The sequence below is a fragment of the Streptomyces sp. NPDC044719 genome (assembly GCF_056433405.1).
Genome location: NZ_JBWKHE010000007.1, coordinates 144,478 through 169,787, shown reverse-complemented (window position 1 = coordinate 169,787; position 25,310 = coordinate 144,478). Strand labels below are relative to the sequence as shown.

Here is a 25,310-nt window from a genome sequence, read left to right as displayed (position 1 = left end):
GACCCGGCACCGAGCCGAAAATATCTTTCATGTGTGACCCGTAGAGTGAAGGAAATTTTCGCCGGTGAGAACGGCGGCACGGCCGGCACCGGTGGCACGGGCGGCCCGAGTGCCATGGTCGGCACCCTCGGCACCCCGCCCGCCCCCGCCGCCCTCGCGGCCAAAGTCCGCACGCTGGCCCCGTCGATGACGCGTTCCATGCAGCGCGTCGCCGAGGCCGTGGCGGGCGACCCGGCCGGCTGCGCGGCCCTCACGGTCACCGGCCTCGCCGAGCTCACCGGCACCAGCGAGGCGACCGTCGTACGCACCGCCCGTCTGCTCGGCTATCCGGGTTACCGGGACCTGCGCCTCGCCCTCGCCGGCCTCGCAGCCCAGCAGCAGTCCGGCCGGGCCCCGGCCATCACGACGGACATCGCGGTGGACGACCCGATCGCCGACGTGGTCGCCAAGCTCGCCTACGACGAACAGCAGACCCTCGCCGACACCGCCGCCGGCCTCGACACCGTCCAGCTCGGCGCCGCCGTCTCCGCGCTGGTCGCGGCCCGCCGCACCGATGTGTACGGCGTCGGGGCGTCCGGCCTGGTCGCCCAGGACCTCACCCAGAAGCTGCTGCGCATAGGGCTGATGGCCCACGCCCACAGCGACCCGCATCTGGCCGTGACGAACGCGGTGCAACTGCGGGCCGGTGACGTGGCGATCGCCATCACGCACTCGGGGTCGACCGGGGACGTCATAGAGCCGCTGCGGGTCGCCTTCGAGCGCGGCGCCACGACCGTGGCGATCACCGGCCGTCCCGACGGCCCGGTCACGCAGTACGCCGACCACATCCTCACCACGTCCACCGCGCGGGAGAGCGAACTGCGCCCGGCGGCGATGTCGTCGCGGACCGGCCAGCTCCTTGTGGTGGACTGCCTGTTCGTAGGGGTGGCGCAGCGGACGTACGAGACGGCGGCACCGGCGCTCTCGGCGTCGTACGAGGCACTGGCCCACCGGCACCGCCCCTGAACCGCACCGACACAGACACGGGAAGCACGGAAAGAGCCGTCATGACCTCCACCTCCGACCCCCGGCACCTCAGAACCGAGCTGGAGTCCCTGACCACCGAGGCCTTCCGGCCGGAGCTCGCGGACATCGACCGGCTGCCCACCCTGGACATCGCGCGGCTGATGAACGGCGAGGACGCCACCGTGGCCGGGGCGGTCGCGGCGCGGCTGGAGCAGATCGCCGCCGCGATCGACGCCGTGGCGGAGCGGATGGCCCGGGGCGGCCGCCTCGTCTACGCGGGCGCCGGCACGGCGGGCCGGCTGGGTGTCCTGGACGCCTCCGAGTGCCCGCCCACGTTCAACACCGACCCGTCCCGGGTCGTCGGCCTGATCGCGGGCGGCCCCGAGGCCATGGTCACCTCGGTCGAGGGCGCGGAGGACTCCCGGGAGCTGGCCCGGACGGATTTGGAGCCCCTCCGCCTGACCTCGGACGACACGGTGGTCGGCATCTCCGCCTCCGGCCGCACGCCGTACGCGATCGGCGCGGTCGAGTACGCCCGCACCCGGGGCTCCCTCACCGTCGGTCTCGCCTGCAACCCCGGCAGCCCGCTCGGGGCCGCCGCCGACCACCGCATCGAGATCGTCGTGGGCCCCGAACTCCTCACCGGCTCCACCCGCCTGAAGGCCGGCACGGCACAGAAGCTCGTCCTCAACATGCTCTCGACGATCACGATGATCCGGCTGGGCAAGACGTACGGGAACCTGATGGTCGACGTCCGCGCGTCGAACGACAAACTCCGCGCCCGCTCCCACCGCATCGTCGCCCTCGCCACCGGCGCCGGCGACGAGGAGATCGAGCAGGCCCTGAAGGCCACCGACGGCGAGGTCAAGAACGCCGTGCTGACGATCCTGGCCGACGTGGACGGCCCGACGGCGGCCCGACTGCTGGAGGAGTCCGGCGGGCATCTGCGGGCGGCGCTGGACGCGCGCTAGGTGCCGTTGGGGACGGTTGGTGAGGGGCGATTGTCCGTCCCCGGTGCTTTCATGGGGGCATGAGCAGCAGAAGCGTCGTCGTGGAGCGGCGGATCGCCGCCGGGCAGGGCGCCGTGTGGGAGGCGCTGACGGACCTCGGAGGTATGGAGCGCGCGCTCAGCGGGGTCACACGGATCGAGGTCCTCACCGAGGGCGGTTTCGGGGTCGGCACGCGGTGGCGGGAGACACGGCGGATGTTCGGCAAAGAGGCCACCGAGGAGATGTGGGTGACCGCTTGCGAGGCGCCCGGGCGCTATGTGGTGGAGGCCGACTCGCAGGGCACCCATTACATCTCGGAGTGGCAGCTGCGGGCAGATGGTCCGTCGGCGACCACGGTGCGGATGACGTTCGACGCGGAGCCGGGCGGCGGTGCCCGGGGGCTCCTCGCCAAGCTTCTGGGCGGTGTGGGGGCGCGGGCCGTGCGGAAGGCCATCGCGAAGGATCTCGACGACGTCGCCTCGGCGGTGGAGGGGCGCAACGGCTGAGTCGACGCACCTCACCTCGACTTCGGCTCCCGGTTGACCTGCCTCACCCGCGCCCGCAGTGTCTCCCTCGCGGGCAGCGACCGCAGTACGTCGGTCAGATGCTCGGCCGTCCGTACGTTGCACCGGCCGAGATCGACGAGGGCGAACGGCTCGTCGCTCGCGGCGGTGACCGGATCGACGCACAGGGACGGCAGTACGACACCGACTCCCTTGAGCGCGTCCCGCAGCGACTCCACGATCTCTTCGGTCGAGCGCACGTTCTCCTACCTCCACGCTGAGTTTGTGATTCACCACACAGCGTGTCCGACGCGCCTCTAGCCTGGCCAGACACGGCGGTCCAACAACCCGATCTGTACGACAGGGAGTTGCCCATGCCCGGATCCAGGGACCTCGACCCGTCCTCCTCCCCTCGGGCCCTCCTGGGCGCCGAACTCCGCCATGCCCGCGAGAAGGCCGGCCTGAGCCAGGAGGAACTGGGGCAGCGGCTGTTCGTGAGCGGGTCGTTCATCGGGCAGCTGGAGGCGGGGACGCGGAGGTTGCAGCGGGAGTACGCGCGGTTGCTGGATGAGGCGTTGGGGACGGAGGACTTCTTTCAGCGGAACTGTGGGGCGGCGGCGAAGTCGAAGTATCCGGAGCACTTCGCGGAGGCGGCGGAGGCGGAGGCCCGGGCTACGGCCATCAGGGAGTACGCGTCGATGCTGATTCCCGGCCTGCTCCAGACCCCCGCCTACGCCCGGGCGGTGTGCCGCGCATATCAGCCGACGGCACCGGACGAGGAGATCGAGAAGAGAGTGGCTGCTCGCGTGGAGCGGACCCACATCCTCGACGATCCAACAAAGCCGTTGTTGTGGGCGGTGATTGACGAGTCTGCGCTACGTCGCGTGACAGGTGGGGCGCAGGTCATGGCAGAGACACTGCGCCACATCATCGACCTGGCCCGCCGAAGCCGGGCCATTGTGCAGGTGCTGCCGTTCGACGCGGGGGCGCACCCGGCCATGCAGGGGTGCGTCAAGCTGATGGACTTCGACGACGCCCCTCCATTGGCCTACCTGGAGGGCGTTGGCACTGGGCGGCTGGACGACGATCCCGCCACCGTCGCGGAGTACCGGTTCTACTACGACTTCCTCGCGGCCTCCGCACTGTCGCCGGAGAAGTCTCTAGCCCTGCTCGAAGCAATGGCCCAGGATTACACGCATGAGGAACATTCCTGACTCCGACCTGCACGCGGCCACTTGGTACAAGTCCAGCTACAGCGGCGGGAGCGGCGACAACTGCCTGGAAGCCACCCAGGCGTTCCCCGCCGTCATCCCCGTCCGCGACTCCAAGACCCCCGACGGCCCGAAGCTCGTGTTCCGGGCCACGGCCTGGGCGGCGTTCGTCGAGAACCTCAAGGACGGGACCGCCTGAGCTTCGGGATCCGAGCTTCGAGCCCTCTTAGTAAGGAACGGGTGGAGGGCCTCAACCCGCCCTCCCACCCGGCGAGTTGACGCGACGCGTTCGGCTTGCCACGGACAGTCATATGCCTCTACCGTTCCTGGACAAGTAACAGCCCCCGCCCGGTGCGCCAACACCTGCGGGGGCTTAACCATCAGATCGAAAGCAGCAGTCGATCCCATGGCTGAAGCCAACTTTAGTGCTGCCTCCCCGTCCGCGCACCCCATGGCGAACCCGGGCTACGGCAAACGCACCACCCCCGACCAACACCCCCGTACGAACGACGACTTCGCCCACCTCCCACCCCGCGAAGCCGCCATCGCCGCCTACCTGGACCGACTCCCCGACGGCGCCGACATCTCCGTAAAGACGCTGGCCAAACAGCTCCCGTACGGACAGTGCGCCCTCGGCACCGCCCTCAACCGCCTCCAGGGGGCAGGGCACCTGCGCCGAGGCAGGGAGTGCGTGACGGCCGAAGACGGCAGCTCCCGCTGGATCACTCGAACGTGGTTCACCCGCACCGCCCGGGACGACGACTGGTGGGCCGCCTTCACCCACGGCGACGCACCACAGCCGCAGGCGGCGCGCCCCACCCGATCCCGGGCCCACATCCTCCTCGCCGCCCTCGGCCGCACAGCCTCCGTCCTGTCCCTCTCCGAACGGGACTGCGCGACGCTCGCCCCACTCGTGGCGGACTGGTTCGCGCGAGGTGCCTCGGAGGACGACGTACTGCGGGCGCTCACCGCCGGCCTGCCGACGCCCGTCCACCACGCTGCCGCCCTGGTCCGCACCCGCCTGACCAGCAAACTCCCACCCCCACCCGCCCCGCGCCCGCCCCTGCGAGTGCTGGAGTGCGCGAACTGCGGCGCCCCGGGGCGTCCGGAAACCCTGCCAGGGGGCCGTTGCAGCGCCTGCCGGGGCGAACACGCCCCCGCACAACCCCCTGCAACCCTGTCCGCCCCCACGGTCCAAGCCCACGCGGCCGGTATCCGCGCCGCGATGTCCCAACGACTACAAGAGAAGGCACTCACATGACAGCTCCTACGGTCCGGCGCCACCAGCCCGGGGCACGATGGAGGGAAGGAGGCGAAGCCATGACCCGAGACACGACCGACCGCCCGCAGATGGATGTCGAGGACTTCGACGAACTCGTGAGCAGGGCTCCGAGGGAGATCCGGAACAGGCTGGAGTTCCTGGGCGGGCGACTGTGCATCCGGCACGGCCCGCTCGACGTGGACGAGTTCGAGGAGCTTGCCGCGGTAGCGCCCGAGACGGTGCGGCTTGAGTACATCAATGGAAAGGTAGAGGTCAAAGCTGTGCCGGACGGCAACCACCGCTCGATCTTCATGTGGCTGCTGCGTCAGTGCATGCAGCACCGGCCTGACCTGGACCTTGTGCCCGAGTCCGGCGTCAAGGCCGAGGCCTACCGCAAGGGCCGCGCTCGCACGGACGGAACTCTGGTGCCGGTGGACCACTTCCGAGGCGATGGCGAGTGGTCGGACCCCGACGGGTCCCTGATGGCCGTGGAGATCACCTCCCACGACCGCGACACCGACCAACGCGACCGCATCGACAAGCCCGTCGGCTACGCGGCGGCCGAGATCCCCGTCTACCTCCTCATCGACCGCGACAACAACACACTCACCGTCCACAGCGAACCGAAAGACGGCCGCTACCAGCAGATCTCCCGACACCCCTGGGGCGCCACCATCGAGCTCCCCACCCCCGTGAACATCACCCTGGACACCGAGAAGCTCAAGGACTACGCCGACTGAGGACAATAGGCGTATGAACCACGCCCAGCTCACCGCCCTAGGCCGTGCCCTCCGAGTCCTCGGCGAACACGGCGAGGCCCTCACCTCCGACACCCCGGACGCCAAGCTGCACGAGGTCAAGGCGGATCTGCGGCGGGCCCTGGACCTGCTGGACGAGAGCGTCGCGGGCGCCGCGCCCAGCACGCGCTGCGCCGAGCATCCGAACGGCCCGGTCGACGAGAACGCCCCCGACCTGTGCCTGCTGTGCGAGACCCGCCGCCGCACCGCCCGCCGGAACGAGTACAACGGCCCGGCCCCGCAGCAGCCACAGACCGAGCCCGTCCAGTCCCGCTACGGCGTGAGCGGCGACCGCCCCCAGCCCCAGCAGCGCTGGCTGCCGGAGCTGTGGAACGGCCAGACCTGGCAACTGTGCGGCACCCCGCGCCGGGATCGCCGCGAGGCCGAGCTGTTCATCAACGCCCAGCGCCGCGCACCCCGGGCCGCCATGGCGTACCGCCTGGTGCACGAGTTCACCGACTACGAGGTGCTGCGGGTGTGGGGGACGCCGGTCAAGGTCGACATCGAACCCATGGGCAACCTGTAGCTCACAGGAGGGGCAGGGCGGGGAAGCCGTAGCCCTCCCACAGACGCCGCGACGTCTCCTCCGGGTAGGCGCCGACCACCGGCTCCGCGTCCAGCACCTGCGCCAGCCGCCGCTCGTCGTCGTACGCCGGCCAGCCCGGGTCGCCCGACCTCGCGAAGGACGTCCAGGACGAGCGGAAACGGGACGACAGCGACAGGGTCTCCTCGGACGGCTCGGTGCCCGCGAAGAGCAGTGCCCCCAGGTCCGCCCCGTACGTGCCGAACAGCAGCGGGATGTCCAGGCCGTGGCAGGCGCCGAGCGCGCCGCCGTTGCCCGGGGCCGGGAAGGTCAGTTCGTAGACGTGGGCCGTGCCGCCGCCCGCGCGCTGCGCTTCGGCCAGGTGGAGGGAGGGCATGTTGAACAGCCAGTCCGTCTGGACGCGTTCGTAGAGCTCGCTCGGGGATGCGTCGGGGAACGCGGCGCGGTAGGCCTGTTCGCCGTCGGGTCCGGGGGCGAAGAGGCGGAGGGCGGCGCTCGCCTTCTCTTCGGTGATCTGCTGGCCCGCCATGGCGATGAAGAGGCGGAACTCGTCGCGGTTGTGGCCGACGAGGAGGTCGACGTCCTTCGCCGATCCGGCCGCCAGCGCCTGCCACGGGGTCGTCGGCAGGACCTCGCCGTCGACCACCGGGGAGAACGGGGTGACCGTGGGCGCCGCCTGGCCCCAGCGGTCGACGTACTGGAGCATCTTGGCGCCCAGCGTCTCGCCCGCCGACGTCAGTCGGTGCGGGGCGATCGTCGAGAGGTCGGCGACCGTGGGACGCAGCCCCATCTCGGCGGCCAGGGCGAGACCGATGTCCCGGGCCAGCGCGTCGGAGAAGAACGTCCCCGGCACGCTCTGCGCGATCGCCCGCCGGAACAGACCGGCCGCGCGCGGCATGGAGAGCAGCGAGGCCACAGAACCCGCGCCCGCCGACTCACCGAAGACCGTGACCTGGCCGGGGTCGCCGCCGAACGCCTCGATGTTGTCCCGCACCCACTCCAGCGCGGCCACCTGGTCGAGCAGACCGCGGTTGGCGGGCGCGCCCTCGACGAACGCGAAGCCCTCCATGCCCACCCGGTAGTTGAGGGACACGACCACGACGTCGCCGTCGGTGGCGATGTGCCGGGCGTCGTAGCCGGGGCTGCCGGAGTGGCCGAGCTTGTAGGCGCCGCCGTAGATCCACACCATGACGGGGCGGCGGGCGGCCGGGTCGGGTTCGGGGGTCCAGACGTTGACCGTGAGCCAGTCGTCGCCCTCGGGAAGGTTCAGCAGGCCGGGCCCGCCGAGGCTGCCGAGGTCCTGCGGGGGCGGCGGGCCGAAGGCGTGGGCGTCGCGTATGCCGTCCCAGGGCTGGGCGGGGCGCGGTGCCTGGAAGCGGGCCTCGCCCACCGGGGGCGCGGCGAAGGGGATGCCGCGGAAGACGGCGAGTCCCTCCTCCCTGCGGCCCCGGACCGCACCGGCGGTGGTGCGCACCACCGGCGCGGGCTCATCAGAGGGGCCGCCGTGCGGCGGGCGGGACTCGGTCGTCGTCATCTGGATCTCCTCACGGAATGCCGGTGCACAGGCGTTCGGCCAGTGTCCTTGACTGACGCAAGCAAATCCAGAGCCTCAGGTGACGAGGTCAGCTGAGGGTCTTCAGCGCCGCCGGGTCGTACGGGGCCGTGTCCTCGAAGCGGCCGTCCAGCACCTTGGCCGCCCACTGCGGGTCCTGGAGCAGAGCGCGGCCGACGGCGACCATGTCGAACTCGTCGCGCTCGAAGCGGTCCAGGAGGTTGTCGAGGTCGTTGACCTCGGCGCCCTCGCCCTGGAAGGACTTGAGGAAGTCGACGCCGTTCAGACCGACCGAGCCGACGGTGATGGTGGGCTTGCCGGTCAGCTTCTTGGTCCAGCCGGCCAGGTTGAGGTCGGAGTCCTCGAACTCGGGCACCCAGTAGCGGCGGGTGGAGGCGTGGAAGGCGTCGACACCGGCGGCGGCCAGCGGGGTCAGGATGGACTCCAGCTCCTCGGGCGTCTCGGCGAGGCGGGCGTCGTAGGCCTCCTGCTTCCACTGCGAGTAGCGGAAGATGACGGGGAAGTCGGCGGAGACGGTCTCGCGGACCGCCGCGACGATCTCCTCCGAGAGCTTGGCGCGGGCGACCCGGTCGCCGCCGTAGGCGTCGCTGCGGCGGTTGGTGCCCTCCCAGAGGAACTGGTCGAGCAGGTAGCCGTGGGCGCCGTGCAGTTCGACGCCGTCGAAGCCGATGCGCTCGGCGGCGGCCGCGGCCTCGGCGAACGCGCCGATGACGGCGTCGATGTCGGCCTGGGTCATGGCCTTGCCGGTGGGCTCCGAAGCACCGATGCGCAGGCCGGAGGGGCCGACGGCCGGGGCGTCCGCGAACGGCGGCTCACCCTGGTTGCGGACCATGCCGATGTGCCACAGCTGCGGGACGATCGTGCCGCCGGCGGCGTGCACCGCCTCGGCGACCTTCGCCCAGCCCGCGAGCTGCTCCTCGCCGTGGAACCGCGGCACGCGGTCGCTCTGCCCGGCCGAGTCGTGGCCGACGTAGGTGCCCTCGGTGACGATCAGGCCGACTCCGGCGGCGGCACGGCGGGAGTAGTACGAGACGACGTCGTCACCGGGGACTCCGCCCGGGGAGAACATGCGGGTCATCGGCGCCATGGCGATGCGGTTCGGGACGGTCAGGCCGTTGAGCGTGACGGGCCGGGACAGGATTTCAGCGGCGCGAGAGGCGGCGACGGTCACTCAGGGGCTCCTTCGGATACCGGACAGTATGTGCATACGCATAGGGCATGCGGTTCAACCATCCGGCCCACCCGCGCCATCCCGTCCGCGCTGTGACCCCGGACACGCCCGAGGGCGGCACCCCCTGCCCGGATACCCGGAACAGGAAGTGCCGCCCTCGGCGAGACCGTTGATCAACCCGGGGAAACCCCCAGGGGTCGATCAGAAGTCCATGTCACCGCCCGGCATGCCGCCACCGGCGGGCGCGGCGGCCTTCTCCGGCTTGTCGGCGATGACGGCCTCGGTGGTGAGGAACAGCGCGGCGATGGAGGCGGCGTTCTGCAGAGCGGAACGGGTCACCTTCGCCGGGTCGATGATGCCCTCGGCGATCATGTCGACGTACTCACCGGTCGCGGCGTTCAGGCCGTGGCCGACCTGGAGGTTGCGGACCTTCTCCACGACGACGCCGCCCTCGAGACCACCGTTGACGGCGATCTGCTTCAGCGGGGCCTCCAGCGCGAGCTTCACGGCGTTGGCGCCGGTCGCCTCGTCACCGTCGAGCTCCAGCTTCTCGAAGACCTGGGAGGCCTGCAGCAGGGCCACGCCACCACCGGCGACGATGCCCTCCTCGACGGCCGCCTTGGCGTTGCGCACGGCGTCCTCGATGCGGTGCTTGCGCTCCTTGAGCTCCACCTCGGTGGCGGCACCGGCCTTGATGACCGCGACACCGCCGGCGAGCTTCGCCAGGCGCTCCTGCAGCTTCTCGCGGTCGTAGTCCGAGTCGCTGTTCTCGATCTCGGCGCGGATCTGGTTGACGCGACCCTGGACCTGGTCGGCCGAGCCGGCACCGTCGACGATGGTGGTCTCGTCCTTGGTGATGACCACCTTGCGGGCCTTGCCCAGCAGGTCGAGCGTGGCGTTCTCCAGCTTGAGGCCGACCTCCTCGGAGATCACCTCGCCGCCGGTGAGGATGCCGATGTCCTGCAGCATCGCCTTGCGGCGGTCGCCGAAGCCCGGGGCCTTGACGGCGACGGACTTGAAGGTGCCGCGGATCTTGTTGACGACCAGGGTCGACAGGGCCTCGCCCTCGACGTCCTCGGCGATGATCAGCAGCGGCTTGCCCGACTGCATGACCTTCTCCAGGAGCGGGAGCAGGTCCTTGACGTTCGAGATCTTGGAGTTCGCGATCAGGATGTACGGGTCGTCGAGGACGGCCTCCATACGCTCCATGTCGGTCGCGAAGTACGCCGAGATGTAGCCCTTGTCGAAGCGCATACCCTCGGTGAGCTCCAGCTCCAGACCGAAGGTCTGGGACTCCTCGACGGTGATGACGCCTTCCTTGCCGACCTTGTCCATCGCCTCGGCGATGAGCTCGCCGATCTGGGTGTCGGCGGCGGAGATGGAGGCCGTGGAAGCGATCTGCTCCTTGGTCTCGACATCCTTCGCCTGCTCCAGCAGGGCGGCGGAGACGGCCTCGACGGCACGCTCGATGCCGCGCTTGAGGGCCATCGGGTTGGCGCCGGCGGCTACGTTGCGCAGGCCCTCCTTGACCAGGGCCTGGGCGAGGACGGTCGCGGTGGTCGTACCGTCACCGGCGACGTCGTCCGTCTTCTTGGCGACTTCCTTGACCAGCTCGGCGCCGATCTTCTCGTACGGGTCCTCGAGCTCGATCTCCTTGGCGATGGAGACACCATCGTTGGTGATCGTGGGGGCGCCCCACTTCTTCTCGAGGACGACGTTGCGGCCCTTGGGGCCGAGCGTCACCTTCACGGCGTCCGCGAGCTGGTTCATGCCGCGCTCGAGGCCGCGCCGCGCCTCCTCGTCGAACGCGATGATCTTGGCCATGTGAAGTGGTCCCTCCAGGACTGGGGGTGATTACTTCGGACCGCGCCCGCGCCCGCGACGGACGGCTCGCTTGCCTCGTGGGTTCCTTCCCCACCCGGCCTGCGGGCCTCACCGACCCGGTCCTTACGTTGTCACTCTCACCTTCAGAGTGCTAACGCAATGATTAGCACTCGGCCTAGGCGAGTGCAAGCGCCTCTCAAGATGCGGGGGCGCGCTCAGCCCCCGGCGAACAGGGCGCGCCCGGCCCGGTCACAGCCCGCGGACAGCGCCGCGGCGACTCGGCCGAGGCCGTGAAAGGCCTGGCCCAGGGCCTGCGGCGGTGCTGGAGAGGCCGACGCGAGCGAGCCCGGGGCGCACACTCGCCGCCCTGCACCAGGCCGGGCTCCCGGGCACCCTCGGGCGCGGCGGACTTCGACGAGCGCCCCGCCCCGGCGGGCCCGACACGCCGGGCGGGGACCGTCACACCGGCCGGCCCGCCGGGCAGGCCGAAGGGCCCGCACCCCGGGGGGTACGGGCCCTTCAGAGAAGACCTGCCGCTTGCGGTTTGTCGTGGTCGCGCGTTCAGGCAGCCACGCGAACCATGTCGGCCTGTGGGCCCTTCTGGCCCTGCGAGATCTCGAACTCGACCCGCTGGCCCTCTTCAAGGGTGCGGTACCCGTCCATCTGGATCGCGCTGTAGTGGACGAAAACATCCGCACCACCGTCGACCGCGATGAAGCCGTACCCCTTCTCCGCGTTGAACCACTTGACGGTGCCCTGAGCCATGCCTAACTCCCCTATTACTGGCCCTTGCACAGATCCGCACTTCGCGGATCCGGGTCAGACCTCACCCCCCACGGATTGGGGGCGTGCGCCGGAACGCGTCGACCGCGGCTGAATGTATCTGTCCAACTGCCGTCTGCAACAGGTCAATCGGACGAGAATTCCGGACGCGCAGGATCCGGAATGTGGGGAGAATTCGCCCGACTTCAGGGCAAGTCGGGCCACACAAAGGGAACAAAAGCCACGAAAGACCCACACACTTTGGCTACATCTTGTCGGGCTCGCGGCAGGAATTCAGGGTGCCCGATCAGGGGATCGGGATCGCGTTCCCCAACTGTACCGCGCTCAATCACACAGAATTGCCCCCTCCGCTTCTCTCACGGAGGGGGCAATTCGATGAACGCTCAGTGACGGCCGTTACCGATGGTAATAATCAAGCCGGTCGACCGGTTCAGCCGCCGGCGACGGCGGGAATGATCGACACACCGGCACCGTCCGGCGTCGCCGTCTCGAGGCCCTGCTCGAACCGCACGTCGTCGTCGTTGACGTACACGTTGACGAACCGGCGCAGCTTGCCCTGGTCGTCCAGCACCCGGGCGGCGATCCCGGTGTGGTTCTTCTCCAGATCGGCGATGACCTCACCGAGGTTCGCGCCCTCGGCGGCGACCTCGGCCTGCCCGCCGGTGTAGGTACGCAGGATGGTGGGGATTCGAACGGTGACGCTCATCGGAATATGACCTCCGGTTTCGGTTGAGCTACGGCTGGGCCGCGCACCCAGGGGCGCGGGGAACTGCGCGACCAGCCCCCACCGGCCCGCAGCAAGCAACGATCAGACGAGTCCGGCGTCCCGGAACGAGTCCAGGTTGGGCCGGATGGTCGCGGTCAGCCCGGTCCCCGCAACCGCGTCCAGCGTCTTGAGACCATCCCCCGTGTTCAGGACCACCGTGGTCTTGGCAGGGTCGAGCACCCCGTTCTCAAGCAGCTTCTTCGTCACGCCCACCGTCACCCCACCGGCGGTCTCCGCGAACACACCCTCGGTCCGCGCGAGAAGCTTGATCGCCTCGACGACCTGCTCGTCGTTCACGTCCTCCACCGCACCGCCCGTACGACGCGCGATATCCAGCACATACGGACCGTCCGCCGGGTTGCCGATCGCCAGCGACTTGGCGATGGTGTCCGGCTTCTGGGGCCGCACGACGTCATGCCCGGCCTTGAACGCCGTGGACACCGGCGAGCAGCCGAGCGCCTGCGCGCCGAAGATCTTGTACGGCTTGTCCTCGACGAGACCGAGCTTGATCAGCTCCTGCAGACCCTTGTCGATCTTCGTGAGCTGCGAGCCGGAAGCGATCGGGACGACCAGCTGGTCCGGCAGCTGCCAGCCGAGCTGCTCGCAGATCTCGTACGCCAGGGTCTTGGAGCCCTCGGCGTAGTAGGGCCGCAGGTTGACGTTGACGAAGCCCCAGCCCTCACCGGCCGGGTCGCCGATCAGCTCGGAGCAGAAGCGGTTCACGTCGTCGTAGTTGCCCTCGATGCCGACGAGCTCGCCGCCGTAGATCGCGGCCATGACGACCTTGCCCTGCTCCAGGTCGTGCGGGATGAACACGCAGGAGCGGAAGCCGGCGCGGGCCGCCGCCGCACCCACCGCACCGGCGAGGTTGCCGGTGGAGGAGCAGGACAGGGTGGTGAAGCCGAAGGCGCGGGCGGCCTCCAGGGCCTGGGCGACGACGCGGTCCTTGAAGGAGTGCGTCGGGTTGCCGGAGTCGTCCTTGACGAAGAGCTTGCCGGCGTCGACGCCGAGCTCACGGGCGAGGTTGTCGGCCTTGACGAGCGCGGTCCAGCCGGGGTTGATGTTCGGCTTGTCCGCGACGTCGGCCGGGACCGGCAGCAGCGGGGCGTAGCGCCAGATGTTCGCGGGGCCCGCTTCGATGCGCTTGCGGAGCTCTTCGGTGTCGTAGGCCGAGAAGTCGTAGGCGATCTCCAGCGGGCCGAAACACTCCTGGCACGCGAAGACCGGGCCGAGGGGGACGCGGTGACCGCACTCGCGGCAGCTCAGCGCGGCGGCGGGGCCGAGGTCTACGGTGGATTCGGTGGTGCTTGCAACAGTCTGCGCAGCCATGTGAGGCGAGGCCCTTTCTCCTCATCTTCCTCACGACGCATCTCGCCGTGAGACGGATTTGGCACCTTCCCGAGCCGGGAGCCTCGCGCATGGGTCGACAGTGACCTACGAGTACCGACTGGAGGGTTGCCGGGACTTCAACGGGCCGTTTCCCTCAGTCCCTCTGGATGAGCTGTATTCGGTTGTCGACGTGGGTTGACCCCGGACATGCGATGGTCACCCGCGTTGTTCAAGACTGTAACCGACGACCAGGACAGTTGAGATAGTCGTCCGAACCGCGAGATGGCTCACAGTCCGTCCCGCCGAGAGTACGCAGAGGAGCCGCCACGGTGCTGGAAGAAGTCGAGCGCTGGCTGAGCACTCGTTCCTGGTCCGCGACCGATCGCCCCCTCCACCAGATACTCGCCGCCAAGCAGCGCACGGGCCAGACGGTCAGTGTCGTGCTGCCCGCGCTGAACGAGGAGGAGACGGTCGGCGACATCGCCGCCGTCATCCGCCACGACCTGATGCGGCAGGTGCCGCTCGTCGACGAGCTCGTCGTCGTCGACTCCGGCTCCACCGACCGTACGTCGGAGGTGGCCGCCGCCGCGGGCGCGACGGTGGTGCACCGGGACGGGATACTTCCGCGGCTGCCCGCGGTGCCCGGCAAGGGCGAGGTGCTGTGGCGCTCGCTGCTCGTCACCCGCGGGGACATCGTCTGCTTCGTCGACGCGGACCTGAGGGACTTCTCCTCCGACTTCGTCTCGGGGATCGTGGGCCCGCTGCTCACCGAGCCAGGCGTGGACCTGGTGAAGGCCATGTACGACCGTCCCCTCGGCGCCGCCGCCGGGCAGGGCGGCCGGGTCACGGAGCTGATGGCCAGGCCGCTGCTCAACATGCACTGGCCGCAGCTCGCCGGCTTCGTGCAGCCGCTCGGCGGCGAGTACGCGGCCCGCCGCTCGCTGCTGGAGCAGCTGCCGTTCCCCGTCGGGTACGGCGTCGAGCTGGGCATGCTGGTCGACGCCCTGCACCTGGTGGGTCTCGACGCCCTCGCCCAGGTCGACGTCGGGGTGCGCAAGCACCGGCACCAGGACGGGCAGGCGCTGGGCCGGATGGCCGCCGCGATCTACCGCACGGCCCAGCTGCGGCTGGCCCGCGGGCATCTGATCCGGCCGTCCCTGACGCAGTTCGAGCGGGGCGGGGACGGCTTCGAGCCGCGAACGTACTCCGTGGACACCGAGGAGCGTCCGCCGATGGTGGAGATCGCCGAGTACCAGGCGCGGAAGGCCGCCTGACCGGGGCTGTTTTTCGGCCGGGCGGGCCGGGGGCTTCCAGGTCCGTACGTTTGAGCGTTTCCTGGCCGGGCTAGGTTGAGGGCTATGGCTTCAACGTACGGTGCTGCACAGGTGCTGGTGGCCTCCAACCGCGGCCCGGTCTCGTACGCGGTGGGCGAGGACGGTTCGCTGAACGCCAAGCGGGGCGGCGGCGGACTGGTCTCGGGGCTCTCCGCGATCGGCTCGGACGCGGACGCGCTCTGGGTCTGCTCGGCGCTCTCCGACGGCGACCGCGAGGCCGTCCGGCGCGGGGTCGGCGAGGACGGCGTGCGGATGCTGGACATCCCGGCCGACGTGCACGCCGACGCGTACAACGGCATCGCCAACTCGGTGCTGTGGTTCGTCCACCACATGCTGTACCAGACGCCGCTGGAGCCGGTCTTCGACGCGGAGTTCCGGCGGCAGTGGACGTCGTACGAGCGGTACAACCGGGCGTTCGCCGAGGCGCTGGCCGAGGAGGCGGCGCAGGGTGCGGCCGTGGTGGTGCAGGACTACCACCTGACGCTGGTGCCGGGCATGCTCCGCGAGCTGCGGCCGGACCTGAGGATCGGGCACTTCTCGCACACGCCGTGGGCGCCTCCGGAGTACTTCCGGATGCTGCCGGACGACGTGGCCGGGCAGGTGCTGCGCGGCATGCTCGGCGCGGACCGGCTGGGCTTTCTCACCGAGCGCTGGGCGGACGCGTTCGTCGCGTGCGCCGAGCGGTTCGCCGGTGGGCTCGGGGGCACGCGGGTCGGCGTGCACGGGCTGGGGGCCGACGCGGACTTCCTGCGGAAGCGGTCGCACGAGGCGGACGTCGAGGAGCGGATGGTCGCGCTGCGGGAGCAGATCGGCGAGGGCCGCCGCACCATCGTCCGGGTCGACCGCACCGAGCTGTCGAAGAACATCGTGCGCGGCCTGCTGGCCTACCGCACGCTCCTCGACTCCCACGCCGAGTGGCGCGAGCGCGTGGTGCACGTCGCCTTCGCGTACCCCTCCCGGCAGGACCTCGCGGTGTACCGCGACTACACGGCCGAGGTACAGCGCCTCGCGGACGAGATCAACGAGCGGTACGGGACGCCGGGCTGGACACCGGTCGTCCTGCACGTCAAGGACGACTTCGCGCGCTCCCTGGCCGCCTACCGGCTGGCCGACGTCGCGCTCGTCAACCCCATCCGCGACGGCATGAACCTCGTCGCGAAGGAGGTCCCGGTCGTCTCCGACGCGGGCTGCGCGCTGGTGCTGTCGCGGGAGGCCGGGGCGCACGAGGAGCTGGGCGAGGACGCGATCACGGTCAACCCCTACGACATCACGGGCACGGCGGCGGCCCTGCACGAGGCGCTCTCGATGCGCCCTGAGGAGCGCGCCGAGCGCGCCAAGCGTCTGTCGGCGGCGGCGACCGCGCTGCCACCGGCACAGTGGTTCGTGGACCAGCTCGACGCGTTGAGGGGCTGAGCGGTGATGAGCCCGGAGACATTGCCGGCACCCGTCACCAAGGCAGGGCAGGAGGGTCTGGACGCCCTTCTCGCGCGGCCCTCCGAGGCGCTGATCGGGCTGGACTTCGACGGGACGCTCGCGCCGATCGTGGCCGATCCGGAGCTGGCCAGGGCCCATCCGGAGGCGCTGGGGGCGCTGGCGGCGCTCGCGCCGAAGGTGGCCGCCGTGGCGGTGATCACCGGCCGCCCGGCCGAGGTCGCGGTCCGCAACGGCGGCTTCGCGGACGTACCCGGTCTCGAACACCTCGTCGTCCTCGGGCACTACGGCGCCGAGCGGTGGGACGCCCGCAGCGGCCGGGTCAGCGCCCCCGACCCGCACCCCGGCGTCGAAGCGGTCCGCGCCGAGCTGCCCGGGCTGCTCGAAGGGAGCGGCACCTGGGTCGAGGAGAAAGGCCGGGCGGTGGCCGTGCACACCCGCCGGGCCGCCGACCCGCAGGCCGCCTTCGAGACCCTGCGCGAGCCGCTCACCGCCCTGGCGACCCGGCACGGCCTGATCGTCGAGCCCGGCCGCATGGTCCTCGAACTGCGCCCGCCCGGCATGGACAAGGGCGTCGCCCTCACCGAGTTCGCCCGCGAGATCGGCGCCGGTTCCGTCCTCTACGGCGGCGACGACCTGGGCGACCTGCCCGCCTACTCCGCCGTGGACCGCCTCCGCTCCGACGGCACCCCGGGCCTGCTGGTGTGCAGCGGCAGCGACGAGGTGACCGAGCTGCGGGAGCGAGCGGACCTGGTGGTGGACGGCCCGGAGGGAGTAGTGAACCTACTGACGGCACTGGCGACCCAGCTCAGCTGAAGCGCCCCCAAAGGGGCGCGGGGAACTGCGCGACCAGCCCCCCACACGCCCGCACCCCGCGACGGCCGGTCACCCCACACCCCCTACCGTTCCGCCCGCCGCCTCTCCCGTATCCGCCGAAGCCGATTCACCGTCACCGGATCGTGAGCGAGAGCCCGAGGGTCGTCCAACAGCGCGTTGAGAAGCTGAAAGTAACGCACGGGCGCGAGCCCCAGCTCCTCCCGCACGGCCCGTTCCTTCGCGCCCGGGCCGGGAAAGCTCCGGCGCTCGAGCGCGAGAATGTCCCGCTCCCGGCGCCCGAGCCCCAGCTCACCCGAGCCCTCGGTGTCCGCGTCGTCCTCGTCCATGCCAGGCACCGTAACGCCCGCCGCCGACAGTCCGTCGGACTACTCCGCGTTCTCCGCCCGGGACGCCTCCGCCTGGAGCCGGCCCAGAACGGCCGAGGGGCTGCCGCCGGGGGCGACGGCCTTGCCGATCCGCTGTTTGATCTCGGCGCTGACGTCGGCCCAGGAGGTCTTGCCGACCGGGTAGAGCTCGGACGTCAGCAGCTCCTCCAGGAACGGCCTGAGGTGCCGGTCCTGGTCGGAGACGGACATGGTCTCGGACGCGGAGGTGGTGACCGGCAGCAGGTCGTACTCGCGGGAGAAGGCCAGCACGTTCTTCTCGCTGTAGACGAAGTCGAGGAAGTCGCCGACCTGGTCGCGGTGGCCGTTCTTGCGGAAGGCCGTCATCCAGTCGGCGACACCGAGCGTGGACTTGCTCGTGCCTTCCTTGCCCGGCGTCGGCACCATGCCGTACTTGACGCCCTTCTTCGCGGCGATGTTCATCAGCGACGGGTGCCCGTTGACCATGCCGACCTCGCCCTTGGCGAAGGCGGCGAACGCATCGGCCCGGTTGAGCTCCCCGGGCGCGACCGGCCCGGTCAGCTCGTTGCCGACCAGTTCGTCCTTCAGCCAGGTGAAGGTGTCGACGTTCTCCGGGGCGTCGATGCCGTAGCCGTCGACGCTGTCGGTGTAGCCGCCCCCGCCGCTGAGCATCCACTGCATGGCCTCGGCAGGCGCCTCCTCCGGGCCGAGGGGCAGCGCGTACGGGTACGTCACGCCCTCCGCCTTGAGCGCCTCGGCGTCGTCGGCCAGGTCGTCCCAGCTCTTGGGCGGGGTGATGCCGGCCTCGGAGAAGAGGGTCTTGTTGTAGAAGAGCACGCGCGTGGAGGAGGCGAACGGCATGCCGTACTGCACGCCCTTCACCTGCCCCGCGGAGGCCAGCTGCCCGACGAAGTCGGCCTGCACGGGTATGGAGAGCAGCTCGTCGGCCTTGTAGAGCTGGTTCCGTGCCGCGTAACCGGCGTACGAGCCGATCTGCGCCATGTCGGGCGGGTCACCGGCGGCGACCATCTCCCGGACCTTGCGGTCGACGTCGTTCCAGGAGTAGACGCTGACGTCGATCCGCACACCGGGGTGCTCGGCCTCGTACTCCTCGACGAGCTCGTCCCAGTACTTCTGGGAGCTGTTGGCCTTGCTGTCGCCGTAGTCGGCGGCGACCAGCTTCAGGGTCACGTCGCCCGAGCCGCCCGTCACACCGCAGCCGCCGAGGACCGCCGTCATGCCCAGTGCGGACACCACCGCGATCGTTCCTGCCATCCGCCGCCGCTGCACCGCTGTTCTTCCCCAACCCTGGCGTCACCGCCGCCGAAAACTTTCGATATTCGGAATAAGGTCTACACCACGTGAGTGGACTAGACCTCTTGCGGGTCCCCGGGTCACACTGTGTTCCGTGAGACATGTCATCGCCCTCGACGTGGGCGGCACCGGAATGAAGGCCGCTCTGGCCGGACCCGGGGGCGAAGTGCTGCACCGGGCCCGCCGGGCCACCGGACGCGACCAGGGGCCGGACGCCGTCGTCGCGGGCATCCTCGACTTCGCCGCCGAGCTGCGCGCCCACGGCGCCGAGCACTTCGGCACGCCCGCGGCCGCCGCGGGCGTGGTCGTGCCCGGCATCGTCGACGAGGCACACGGCGTCGCCGTCTACTCGGCGAACCTCGGCTGGCGCGACGTCCCGCTGCGCGACGCGCTCGCGGAGCGGCTGGGCGTCCCGGTCGCCCTCGGCCACGACGTCCGCACCGGCGCTCTCGCCGAGGGCCGGGTCGGCGCGGGCCGCGGCGCCGACCGGTTCCTGTTCGTGGCGCTGGGCACCGGCATCGCGGGCGGCATCGGCGTCGAGGGCCGGGTCGAGTCGGGCGCGCACGGCTTCGCGGGCGAGATCGGCCACATCGTCGTACGGCCCGGCGGAGCCCCCTGTCCCTGCGGGCAGCGCGGCTGCCTGGAGCGCTTCGCGTCGGCGGCCGCCGTCAGCGAGGCCTGGGCCGCGGCCTCGGGCGACCCGGACGCGGACGCGGCCGACTGCGCGAAGGCCGTCGAGTCCGGCGATCCGCGAGCCCAGGAGGTCTGGCAGGACGCGATCGACGCCCTGGCCGACGGCCTGGTCACGGCCCTGACCTTGCTGGATCCACGTACTTTGATCATCGGCGGTGGCCTGGCGGAAGCGGGGGAAACCCTGTTCACACCCCTGCGGGAAGCGATCCGCAGCCGCATCACCTTCCAGAAACAGCCGTCGATCGTCCCCGCGGCCCTGGGGGACGCGGCCGGATGTCTGGGCGCGGGCCTGCTTGCCCGGGATCTCCTCGACCGGACCGACCGTATGGAGGTAACGCCCTGATGACCGATGCCCCAGGGGCGCGGGGAACTGCGCGACGAGCCACACACCACCCGCACTCCGCACCATCGGGAACCCCCACGGTCCTCACCGGCGCGACCGTGATCCTCCCCACGGAAACGGTCACGAACGGCCGGGTCGTCATCAACGGCACCCGCATCACCGCCACAGCCCCGGAAAACGCCAAGGTCATCGACGTAACAGACCACTACGTGATCCCCGGCTTCGTCGACCTCCACAACCACGGCGGAGGCGGAGCCTCCTTCACCTCCGGCACGGCCGAGGACATCCTCAAGGGCATCCACACGCACCGCCTGCACGGCACGACCACCCTGGTCGCCTCCACCGTCACCGGCGACATGGACTTCCTCTCCCGACGCGCCGGCCTGCTGAGCGAGCTGGCCGAGCAGGGCGAGATCGCCGGCGTCCACTTCGAGGGCCCGTTCATCTCCCCCTGCCGCAAGGGCGCCCACGCCGAGAACCTCCTGCGCGACCCGCACCCCGCGGACGTCCGCAAGCTGATCGAGGCGGCCCGGGGCCAGGCGAAGATGGTCACGCTGGCCACCGAACTCCCCGGCGGCCTGGACTCCGTACGCCTCCTGGCCGAACACGGGGTCATCGCGGCGGTCGGCCACACGGACGCGACCTACGAGCAGACGGTCCAGGCCATCGACGCGGGCGCCACGGTCGCCACGCACCTCTTCAACGCGATGCCGCCCCTCGGCCACCGCTCCCCCGGCCCGATCACCGCACTCCTCGAGGACGACCGGATCACCGTCGAGCTGATCAACGACGGCACGCACCTCCACCCCGCCGCACTCCGGCTGGCGTTCCACCACGCGGGCGCGTCACGGGTCTCGTTCATCACGGACGCGATGGACGCGGCCGGTTTCGGCGACGGCCGCTACTGGCTCGGCCCGCTGGAGGTGGAGGTCGCCGACGGCGTGGCCCGCCTGGTCGAGGACGGCACGATCGCGGGCTCCACCCTCACCCTGGACCGCGCCTTCAAACGGGCGGTCACGATCGACGGCCTCTCCGTCGAGGACGCGGTGCAGGCACTCTCGGCGACCCCCGCCCGACTGCTCGGCATGGCCGACCGCATCGGCTCCCTGGAGCCCGGCAAGGACGCGGACCTCGTCCTCCTGGACGCCGACTTCGACCTCAAGGGCGTGATGCGCCGGGGCGAATGGGTGGTCGGTCCCCAACTGAGCTGATCCGTCCCGCAGTCGGGAGACGGTGGCCGAGTCCAGGACTGGGCCGACCGCCGTCTCTTTGGCATGATCGAGCCTCCGGAAGTCCACGGCAGCAAGCGCATGTCTCTGTATCGGGGGAGGTCGACCAGGTGATCCTCACGGTCACGCTGAACACCGCTCTCGACATCACCTACCGCGTACGGTCCCTCCGGCCGCACGCCTCCCACCGCGTCTCCGAGGTGACGGAGCGCCCCGGCGGCAAGGGCGTCAACGTGGCCCGGGTCCTCGCGGCCCTCGGGCACGAGGTGACGGTGACCGGTTTCACGGGCGGTGCGACGGGCCGGGTCGTACAGGAACGGCTCGCTTCGGTGCCGGGCGTGGTGGACGCTCTGGTGCCGGTGACGGGCGCGACCCGCCGCACGGTCGCGGTGGTGGACGGTCAGACCGGCGACACGACGCAACTGAACGAACCCGGCCCCACGATCACGCCATCCGAATGGTCGGCCTTCCAGGAGGCCTACGAGGACCTGCTGCCCGCCGTCTCCGCGGTGGCCCTGTGCGGCAGCCTCCCACCGGGTGTCCCGGTCGGTGCGTACGCCGGGCTGATCCGCACGGCCAGGTCCGCCGGCATCCCCGTCCTCCTCGACGCCAGCGGCGAACCCCTGCGCCGCGGCGTCGCCGCCCGCCCCGACATCATCAAGCCGAACGCCGACGAACTGGCGGAGCTGACCGGTTCCCACGACCCGCTGCGAGCCACCCAGGACGCCCGCCGCCGGGGTGCGCGCGCGGTGGTCGCGTCCCTGGGCGCGGATGGCCTGCTGGCGGCCTCGCCCGAGGGCCGCTGGCGCGCCGCCCCACCAGCCTTCGTACGAGGCAACCCGACAGGCGCCGGCGACTCCGCGGTCGCGGGCCTGCTCTCGGGCCTCGTCGAACACCTCCCCTGGCCGGACCGCTTGGCCCGGGCGACGGCCTTGTCGGCGGCGACGGTGCAGGCGCCGGTGGCCGGGGAGTTCGACCGGGGAGTCTACGAGGAGTGGCTGGGGAGGGTGACGGTGACGGGGGAGGTCAGTGCGGCGTGAGCAGAGCGCTCACTTCTGCAGCCAGAACTGGTCGAGGTTCGCGTCGCACTGGTTGCCCTCGTTGCAGGCCAGCTCGATCGTGTTGGTGCCCTTGGTCAGGTTGACGTTGGCCCACGTCTCCTGCCAGCCCTTTTCATAGTCGCCCTTCGGTGTCCCGCCGAAGTTCTTCATGTTGAGGGGGCGAGTCTGGGCCTCGCCATTGACCACAAGGGTGGCGTTGGCGTCCACACCCGGGATGCCGTAGCGCACGTAGAGCCGGTAGGCGCCGGCCTTCTTGATGCCGTCGACGGACCAGGTGACCGTCGCTCCGACGTGGTTGAAGCCCGTCACATAGACCCCACCGTCGGCCTTCGAACCCTTGATGTCCGATGCCGTCGAAACACCCGCCCCGAGCCGCATCGTCTTCGCGTCGGACTGGGGAAGCTCTTCCTTGGCCGCCCCGCCCTTGCTCTTCGAAGGGCTCGGCTCCGACTCCTGGGACTGCGACGGGGTCGTGCCCGCCTGGTCGTCCGAGTCGTTCTTGTCCTTGTCGCCGCTCATCATGGCGATCCCGATGCCGATCACGACCGCCGCGACCACCGCGACCGCGCCGATCAGCAGGCCCTTGGTGTTCGGGCCGCGACCCCCGCGACCGCCCCCGCCGCCGGGTACCTGGTGCTGGGGAGCGGTGACGGCTCCGCCGCCTCCGGGCAGCGTCTCCGGTGCCGCGTAGTGCGCGTTCGGCTGGCCGTACGCACCCTGCTGCTGCGGGGCCTGACCGTAGGCCGCCGTCTGCCCGGCCTGCGGCTGCTGGCCGTACTGGCGCGTGCCCACCGCCCGCACCCTGTTGACCGAGTTCGGGTAGCCGTAGCCCCCGGACGGCGGCTGGGCTCCGTTGGCCTGCCCGTCGGCGTAGAGATAGCCGAACGGGTCGTCGTCCTCGGGCGTGCTCGCGCCGTTGTTGCCGGGCGTCATCCCTTGGTCTCCTCAGTCAGGTGCGGTGCAATGCGGTACGGGTCGTGAGAGAGCGAGCCTACCCGCTCCCAGTGACCCAAACGGGTGACTCAGACCGCATCAACTCGCTGACCTCGGGTTCACCCGGCGCGTCTGTGTTGTTTGGGACGAGATCGTTTCTCGACGTACATCCGCTCGTCAGCGGACTTCAACACTTCGTCCGCCGTCATTCCACAGTGTGCCCATCCGATGCCGAAGCTGGCTCCGACCCGGACGGCACGCCCCTCGGCGCGGATGGGCTGGATGATCTCGTTGCGGAGGCGGACCGCGAGGTCCTGCGCGTCGGCCCGGCCGAGTCCGTCCGCGAGGATGACGAATTCGTCACCCCCGAGCCGGGCGACCGTGTCGCCGTCGCGGACGCCGCCGCTCAGCCGCCGGGCGACCTCGATGAGAACCGCGTCACCCGCGTTGTGCCCGAACCGGTCGTTGATCGACTTGAAGCCGTCGAGGTCGCAGAAGAGGACGGCGAGGCCCTTCGTACCGTCGTCGTGGTCGCCGTCCGGGGCGACGGTGTGCACATGGTGGTCGTAGGCGTCGTACGGCTCGGCGCCCTGCCGGAAGTCGAAGCCGGGGCCGACGACGTCGAAGGCGGGGTGCCCGTAGGCCGCGTCATGGGACTCGGCGACGGCGGAGTGCGGGGGCGCGGCGCGCTGGCAGAGCCTGGCGGACAGGCGGGAGCGCAGCTCCGCTGAGTTCGGCAGGCCGGTGAGCGAGTCGTGCGAGGCGCGGTGGGCCAGCTGCAGCTCGCGGCGCTTGCGCTCCTCGATGTCCTCGACGTGGGTGAGGAGGAAGCGGGGCCCGTCGGCGGCGTCCGCGACCACGCTGTTGCGCAGCGAGACCCAGACGTACGTGCCGTCGCGGCGGCCGAGGCGGAGCTCCGCGCGGCCACCCTCCGCCGAGGTGCGCAGCAGGGTGCCTATGTCCTCGGGGTGGACCAGGTCGGAGAAGGAGTAGCGCCGCATCGCGGAGGCGGGGCGGCCCAGCAGCCGGCACAGCGCGTCGTTCGTGCGCAGGATCCGGCCGTGCTGGTCGCCGCCCATCTCGGCGATGGCCATGCCGGAGGGGGCGTACTCGAAGGCCTGCCTGAAGCTTTCCTCACTCGCCCGCAGGGCCTGCTGCTCGCGCTCCAGCCGGACGAGGGCGCGCTGCATGTTGGCCCGCAGCCGGGCGTTGCTGATCGCGATGGCGGCCTGGAAGGCGTACATCTGCAGGGCCTCGCGGCCCCAGGCGCCGGGGCGGCGGCCGTTGCGCGGCCGGTCCACGGAGAGCACACCGATCAGCTCGCCGCACGCCGCGCTGCCCTGCGGCCCGGGCGCGTACATGGGCGCGAAGAGCCGGTCGGCCGGATGCCACTCGTCCTCGAAGCGGGGCGCGGGGCCGTCGGTGTACCACTGCGGGACGTCGTCGTCGTCGAGGACCCAGCCCTCGGTGTGCGGTATGAACACCAGGTCGCCCCAGCGCTCGCCCATGCCGAGCCGGCGTTCCCAGGAGTCCCGCGAGCCGACACGGCCGGTGATGAGGGCCTCGGCTGCGGGGTTCCCGGCGAAGGCGGCGACGACGAGATCGCCGTCGGGGCGTACGAGGTTCACGCACGCCATCTCGTACCCGAGAGCGGCGACGACGCCCTCCGCGACGGTCTGCAGTGTGTCCGCCAGGCTGCGGGCCGTGTTCATGTCGGCCATGACCTGGTGCAGTTGTCGCAGGGACGCAAGACGGACGTAGGGCTCCGACTCGGTCTCCATGCTCGCCCTCCCCCCGAGTACCTCGCAGCGAATCAAGAATCAAGGGTTCTCATCGGCGTACGTCCTGGCAGCTTCCCCGCCACTGAATCACAGCGCGCTGCTCACTCGGTACACAGGGTCAACAATTCCTGCCCCTTGTGACTCAAGTCACAGGTAAAGCTGAACAATTGCCTGGAGTTTCTGCGTTCTTCACGTGCGTCTACCGAACGCAATTTTGTCAGGTTGCGCACATATTCTTCCCGGGGTCCATCGGG

The 25,310-nt window shown here is 70.6% G+C and carries 25 protein-coding genes and 1 riboswitch; of the genes, 14 read left to right on the top strand and 11 right to left on the bottom strand.

The annotated features are described in order from the left end of the window. Positions 1-33 precede the first annotated feature (33 nt). Genes AC07DF_RS27425 through AC07DF_RS27415 form a run of 3 tightly spaced genes read left to right on the top strand, consistent with a single transcriptional unit; the run spans position 34 to position 2,500 of the window. The gene (locus AC07DF_RS27425) at positions 34-1,005 is read left to right on the top strand and encodes a MurR/RpiR family transcriptional regulator (RefSeq protein WP_478976739.1); all 972 of its coding nucleotides are present in this window, start codon (positions 34-36) and stop codon (positions 1,003-1,005) included. Between the two features lie 41 nt (positions 1,006-1,046). Next, a complete protein-coding gene (gene murQ, locus AC07DF_RS27420; RefSeq protein WP_478976736.1) occupies positions 1,047-1,976 on the top strand; it encodes an N-acetylmuramic acid 6-phosphate etherase in 930 nt (309 codons plus the stop codon). 59 nt (positions 1,977-2,035) lie between these two features. Then, positions 2,036-2,500: an SRPBCC family protein gene (locus AC07DF_RS27415; protein ID WP_478976733.1), complete on the top strand. Its 465-nt coding sequence runs from the start codon at positions 2,036-2,038 to the stop codon at positions 2,498-2,500. A gap of 11 nt (positions 2,501-2,511) precedes the next feature. Here the strand turns inward: AC07DF_RS27415 and AC07DF_RS27410 are convergent, their stop codons facing one another. After that, positions 2,512-2,757 carry a hypothetical protein gene (locus AC07DF_RS27410; RefSeq protein WP_478977967.1) on the bottom strand — a complete coding sequence of 82 codons (246 nt, stop codon included), beginning with the start codon at positions 2,755-2,757 and terminating at the stop codon, positions 2,512-2,514. A 114-nt stretch (positions 2,758-2,871) separates the two neighbouring features. On the opposite strand from AC07DF_RS27410, the gene AC07DF_RS27405 reads away from it, so the two are divergent. From AC07DF_RS27405 to AC07DF_RS27385, 5 genes are all read left to right on the top strand, one after another. Then, positions 2,872-3,711: a helix-turn-helix domain-containing protein gene (locus AC07DF_RS27405; protein WP_478976730.1), complete on the top strand. Its 840-nt coding sequence runs from the start codon at positions 2,872-2,874 to the stop codon at positions 3,709-3,711. Then, positions 3,695-3,907: a DUF397 domain-containing protein gene (locus tag AC07DF_RS27400; protein WP_478976727.1), complete on the top strand. Its 213-nt coding sequence runs from the start codon at positions 3,695-3,697 to the stop codon at positions 3,905-3,907. Before AC07DF_RS27405 ends, AC07DF_RS27400 begins: the two co-directional genes overlap by 17 nt. A gap of 252 nt (positions 3,908-4,159) precedes the next feature. Next, positions 4,160-4,969 (top strand): hypothetical protein, encoded by an 810-nt coding sequence (locus AC07DF_RS27395; protein WP_478976724.1) that lies wholly within the window; start codon positions 4,160-4,162, stop codon positions 4,967-4,969. Between the two features lie 59 nt (positions 4,970-5,028). After that, entirely contained in the window at positions 5,029-5,709 is a 681-nt protein-coding gene (locus tag AC07DF_RS27390) for a Uma2 family endonuclease (protein ID WP_478976721.1), read from the top strand. A gap of 13 nt (positions 5,710-5,722) precedes the next feature. Next, positions 5,723-6,292: a hypothetical protein gene (locus AC07DF_RS27385; RefSeq protein WP_478976718.1), complete on the top strand. Its 570-nt coding sequence runs from the start codon at positions 5,723-5,725 to the stop codon at positions 6,290-6,292. A 1-nt stretch (position 6,293) separates the two neighbouring features. Here AC07DF_RS27385 and AC07DF_RS27380 read toward each other — a convergent pair whose 3' ends face one another. The 6 genes from AC07DF_RS27380 to thrC all read right to left on the bottom strand — a co-directional run bounded on the left by AC07DF_RS27380 (position 6,294) and on the right by thrC (position 13,756). Then, positions 6,294-7,844, bottom strand: a complete 1,551-nt coding sequence (locus AC07DF_RS27380; protein ID WP_478976715.1) for a carboxylesterase/lipase family protein — start codon at positions 7,842-7,844, stop codon at positions 6,294-6,296. Between the two features lie 88 nt (positions 7,845-7,932). Then, the gene (locus AC07DF_RS27375; RefSeq protein WP_478976712.1) at positions 7,933-9,054 is read right to left on the bottom strand and encodes an NADH:flavin oxidoreductase; all 1,122 of its coding nucleotides are present in this window, start codon (positions 9,052-9,054) and stop codon (positions 7,933-7,935) included. Positions 9,055-9,255: 201 nt separating this feature from the next. Continuing rightward, the gene (gene groL, locus AC07DF_RS27370; protein WP_010035948.1) at positions 9,256-10,878 is read right to left on the bottom strand and encodes a chaperonin GroEL; all 1,623 of its coding nucleotides are present in this window, start codon (positions 10,876-10,878) and stop codon (positions 9,256-9,258) included. Positions 10,879-11,439: 561 nt separating this feature from the next. After that, positions 11,440-11,643: a cold-shock protein gene (locus AC07DF_RS27365; RefSeq protein ID WP_003949956.1), complete on the bottom strand. Its 204-nt coding sequence runs from the start codon at positions 11,641-11,643 to the stop codon at positions 11,440-11,442. Positions 11,644-12,091: 448 nt separating this feature from the next. Next, on the bottom strand, positions 12,092-12,367 hold the full coding sequence (locus AC07DF_RS27360) for a MoaD/ThiS family protein (protein WP_003991133.1): 276 nt from the start codon (positions 12,365-12,367) through the stop codon (positions 12,092-12,094). A gap of 102 nt (positions 12,368-12,469) precedes the next feature. Continuing rightward, entirely contained in the window at positions 12,470-13,756 is a 1,287-nt protein-coding gene (thrC, locus tag AC07DF_RS27355) for a threonine synthase (RefSeq protein ID WP_478976704.1), read from the bottom strand. An 18-nt stretch (positions 13,757-13,774) separates the two neighbouring features. Then, a riboswitch (SAM riboswitch) is annotated at positions 13,775-13,930 on the bottom strand. Positions 13,931-14,085: 155 nt separating this feature from the next. Between thrC and AC07DF_RS27350 the strand changes: the two genes are divergently transcribed. The 3 genes from AC07DF_RS27350 to otsB all read left to right on the top strand — a co-directional run bounded on the left by AC07DF_RS27350 (position 14,086) and on the right by otsB (position 17,337). Further along, positions 14,086-15,030, top strand: coding sequence for a glucosyl-3-phosphoglycerate synthase (locus AC07DF_RS27350; protein WP_478976701.1), 945 nt, complete (start codon positions 14,086-14,088; stop codon positions 15,028-15,030). An 84-nt stretch (positions 15,031-15,114) separates the two neighbouring features. Further along, on the top strand, positions 15,115-16,503 hold the full coding sequence (locus AC07DF_RS27345; RefSeq protein WP_478976698.1) for an alpha,alpha-trehalose-phosphate synthase (UDP-forming): 1,389 nt from the start codon (positions 15,115-15,117) through the stop codon (positions 16,501-16,503). A 6-nt stretch (positions 16,504-16,509) separates the two neighbouring features. After that, on the top strand, positions 16,510-17,337 hold the full coding sequence (gene otsB, locus AC07DF_RS27340; RefSeq protein ID WP_478976695.1) for a trehalose-phosphatase: 828 nt from the start codon (positions 16,510-16,512) through the stop codon (positions 17,335-17,337). Between the two features lie 83 nt (positions 17,338-17,420). Here otsB and AC07DF_RS27335 read toward each other — a convergent pair whose 3' ends face one another. Beyond that, positions 17,421-17,684 (bottom strand): DUF3263 domain-containing protein, encoded by a 264-nt coding sequence (locus AC07DF_RS27335; RefSeq protein WP_478976692.1) that lies wholly within the window; start codon positions 17,682-17,684, stop codon positions 17,421-17,423. 39 nt (positions 17,685-17,723) lie between these two features. Further along, positions 17,724-18,977 (bottom strand): ABC transporter substrate-binding protein, encoded by a 1,254-nt coding sequence (locus AC07DF_RS27330; protein WP_478976690.1) that lies wholly within the window; start codon positions 18,975-18,977, stop codon positions 17,724-17,726. A gap of 133 nt (positions 18,978-19,110) precedes the next feature. Here AC07DF_RS27330 and AC07DF_RS27325 point away from each other — a divergent pair, with 133 nt between their 5' ends. The 3 genes from AC07DF_RS27325 to AC07DF_RS27315 all read left to right on the top strand — a co-directional run bounded on the left by AC07DF_RS27325 (position 19,111) and on the right by AC07DF_RS27315 (position 22,321). Continuing rightward, positions 19,111-20,052: an ROK family protein gene (locus AC07DF_RS27325; protein WP_478976687.1), complete on the top strand. Its 942-nt coding sequence runs from the start codon at positions 19,111-19,113 to the stop codon at positions 20,050-20,052. Then, a complete protein-coding gene (gene nagA / locus AC07DF_RS27320; RefSeq protein ID WP_478976684.1) occupies positions 20,052-21,263 on the top strand; it encodes an N-acetylglucosamine-6-phosphate deacetylase in 1,212 nt (403 codons plus the stop codon). Before AC07DF_RS27325 ends, nagA begins: the two co-directional genes overlap by 1 nt. 128 nt (positions 21,264-21,391) lie before the next feature. Continuing rightward, positions 21,392-22,321 (top strand): 1-phosphofructokinase family hexose kinase, encoded by a 930-nt coding sequence (locus AC07DF_RS27315; RefSeq protein WP_478976681.1) that lies wholly within the window; start codon positions 21,392-21,394, stop codon positions 22,319-22,321. 9 nt (positions 22,322-22,330) lie between these two features. Here the strand turns inward: AC07DF_RS27315 and AC07DF_RS27310 are convergent, their stop codons facing one another. After that, positions 22,331-23,275, bottom strand: a complete 945-nt coding sequence (locus AC07DF_RS27310; RefSeq protein WP_478976678.1) for a CBM35 domain-containing protein — start codon at positions 23,273-23,275, stop codon at positions 22,331-22,333. 119 nt (positions 23,276-23,394) lie between these two features. Beyond that, entirely contained in the window at positions 23,395-25,056 is a 1,662-nt protein-coding gene (gene cdgB, locus AC07DF_RS27305) for a diguanylate cyclase CdgB (RefSeq protein ID WP_478976675.1), read from the bottom strand. Positions 25,057-25,310: the final 254 nt, after the last annotated feature.

What these genes read in the sequence shown, in the direction of transcription:
- murQ (WP_478976736.1), top strand. Translation starts at nt 1,047, where the DNA reads ATGACCTCCACCTCCGACCCCCGGCACCTCAGAACCGAGCTGGAGTCC.
- AC07DF_RS27415 (WP_478976733.1), top strand. Translation starts at nt 2,036, where the DNA reads ATGAGCAGCAGAAGCGTCGTCGTGGAGCGGCGGATCGCCGCCGGGCAG.
- AC07DF_RS27405 (WP_478976730.1), top strand. Translation starts at nt 2,872, where the DNA reads ATGCCCGGATCCAGGGACCTCGACCCGTCCTCCTCCCCTCGGGCCCTC.
- AC07DF_RS27400 (WP_478976727.1), top strand. Translation starts at nt 3,695, where the DNA reads ATGAGGAACATTCCTGACTCCGACCTGCACGCGGCCACTTGGTACAAG.
- AC07DF_RS27395 (WP_478976724.1), top strand. Translation starts at nt 4,160, where the DNA reads ATGGCGAACCCGGGCTACGGCAAACGCACCACCCCCGACCAACACCCC.
- AC07DF_RS27390 (WP_478976721.1), top strand. Translation starts at nt 5,029, where the DNA reads ATGACCCGAGACACGACCGACCGCCCGCAGATGGATGTCGAGGACTTC.
- AC07DF_RS27385 (WP_478976718.1), top strand. Translation starts at nt 5,723, where the DNA reads ATGAACCACGCCCAGCTCACCGCCCTAGGCCGTGCCCTCCGAGTCCTC.
- AC07DF_RS27380 (WP_478976715.1), bottom strand. Translation starts at nt 7,844, where the DNA reads ATGACGACGACCGAGTCCCGCCCGCCGCACGGCGGCCCCTCTGATGAG.
- groL (WP_010035948.1), bottom strand. Translation starts at nt 10,878, where the DNA reads ATGGCCAAGATCATCGCGTTCGACGAGGAGGCGCGGCGCGGCCTCGAG.
- AC07DF_RS27365 (WP_003949956.1), bottom strand. Translation starts at nt 11,643, where the DNA reads ATGGCTCAGGGCACCGTCAAGTGGTTCAACGCGGAGAAGGGGTACGGC.
- AC07DF_RS27360 (WP_003991133.1), bottom strand. Translation starts at nt 12,367, where the DNA reads ATGAGCGTCACCGTTCGAATCCCCACCATCCTGCGTACCTACACCGGC.
- thrC (WP_478976704.1), bottom strand. Translation starts at nt 13,756, where the DNA reads ATGGCTGCGCAGACTGTTGCAAGCACCACCGAATCCACCGTAGACCTC.
- AC07DF_RS27345 (WP_478976698.1), top strand. Translation starts at nt 15,115, where the DNA reads ATGGCTTCAACGTACGGTGCTGCACAGGTGCTGGTGGCCTCCAACCGC.
- otsB (WP_478976695.1), top strand. Translation starts at nt 16,510, where the DNA reads ATGAGCCCGGAGACATTGCCGGCACCCGTCACCAAGGCAGGGCAGGAG.
- AC07DF_RS27335 (WP_478976692.1), bottom strand. Translation starts at nt 17,684, where the DNA reads ATGGACGAGGACGACGCGGACACCGAGGGCTCGGGTGAGCTGGGGCTC.
- AC07DF_RS27330 (WP_478976690.1), bottom strand. Translation starts at nt 18,977, where the DNA reads ATGGCAGGAACGATCGCGGTGGTGTCCGCACTGGGCATGACGGCGGTC.
- nagA (WP_478976684.1), top strand. Translation starts at nt 20,052, where the DNA reads ATGACCGATGCCCCAGGGGCGCGGGGAACTGCGCGACGAGCCACACAC.
- AC07DF_RS27310 (WP_478976678.1), bottom strand. Translation starts at nt 23,275, where the DNA reads ATGACGCCCGGCAACAACGGCGCGAGCACGCCCGAGGACGACGACCCG.
- cdgB (WP_478976675.1), bottom strand. Translation starts at nt 25,056, where the DNA reads ATGGAGACCGAGTCGGAGCCCTACGTCCGTCTTGCGTCCCTGCGACAA.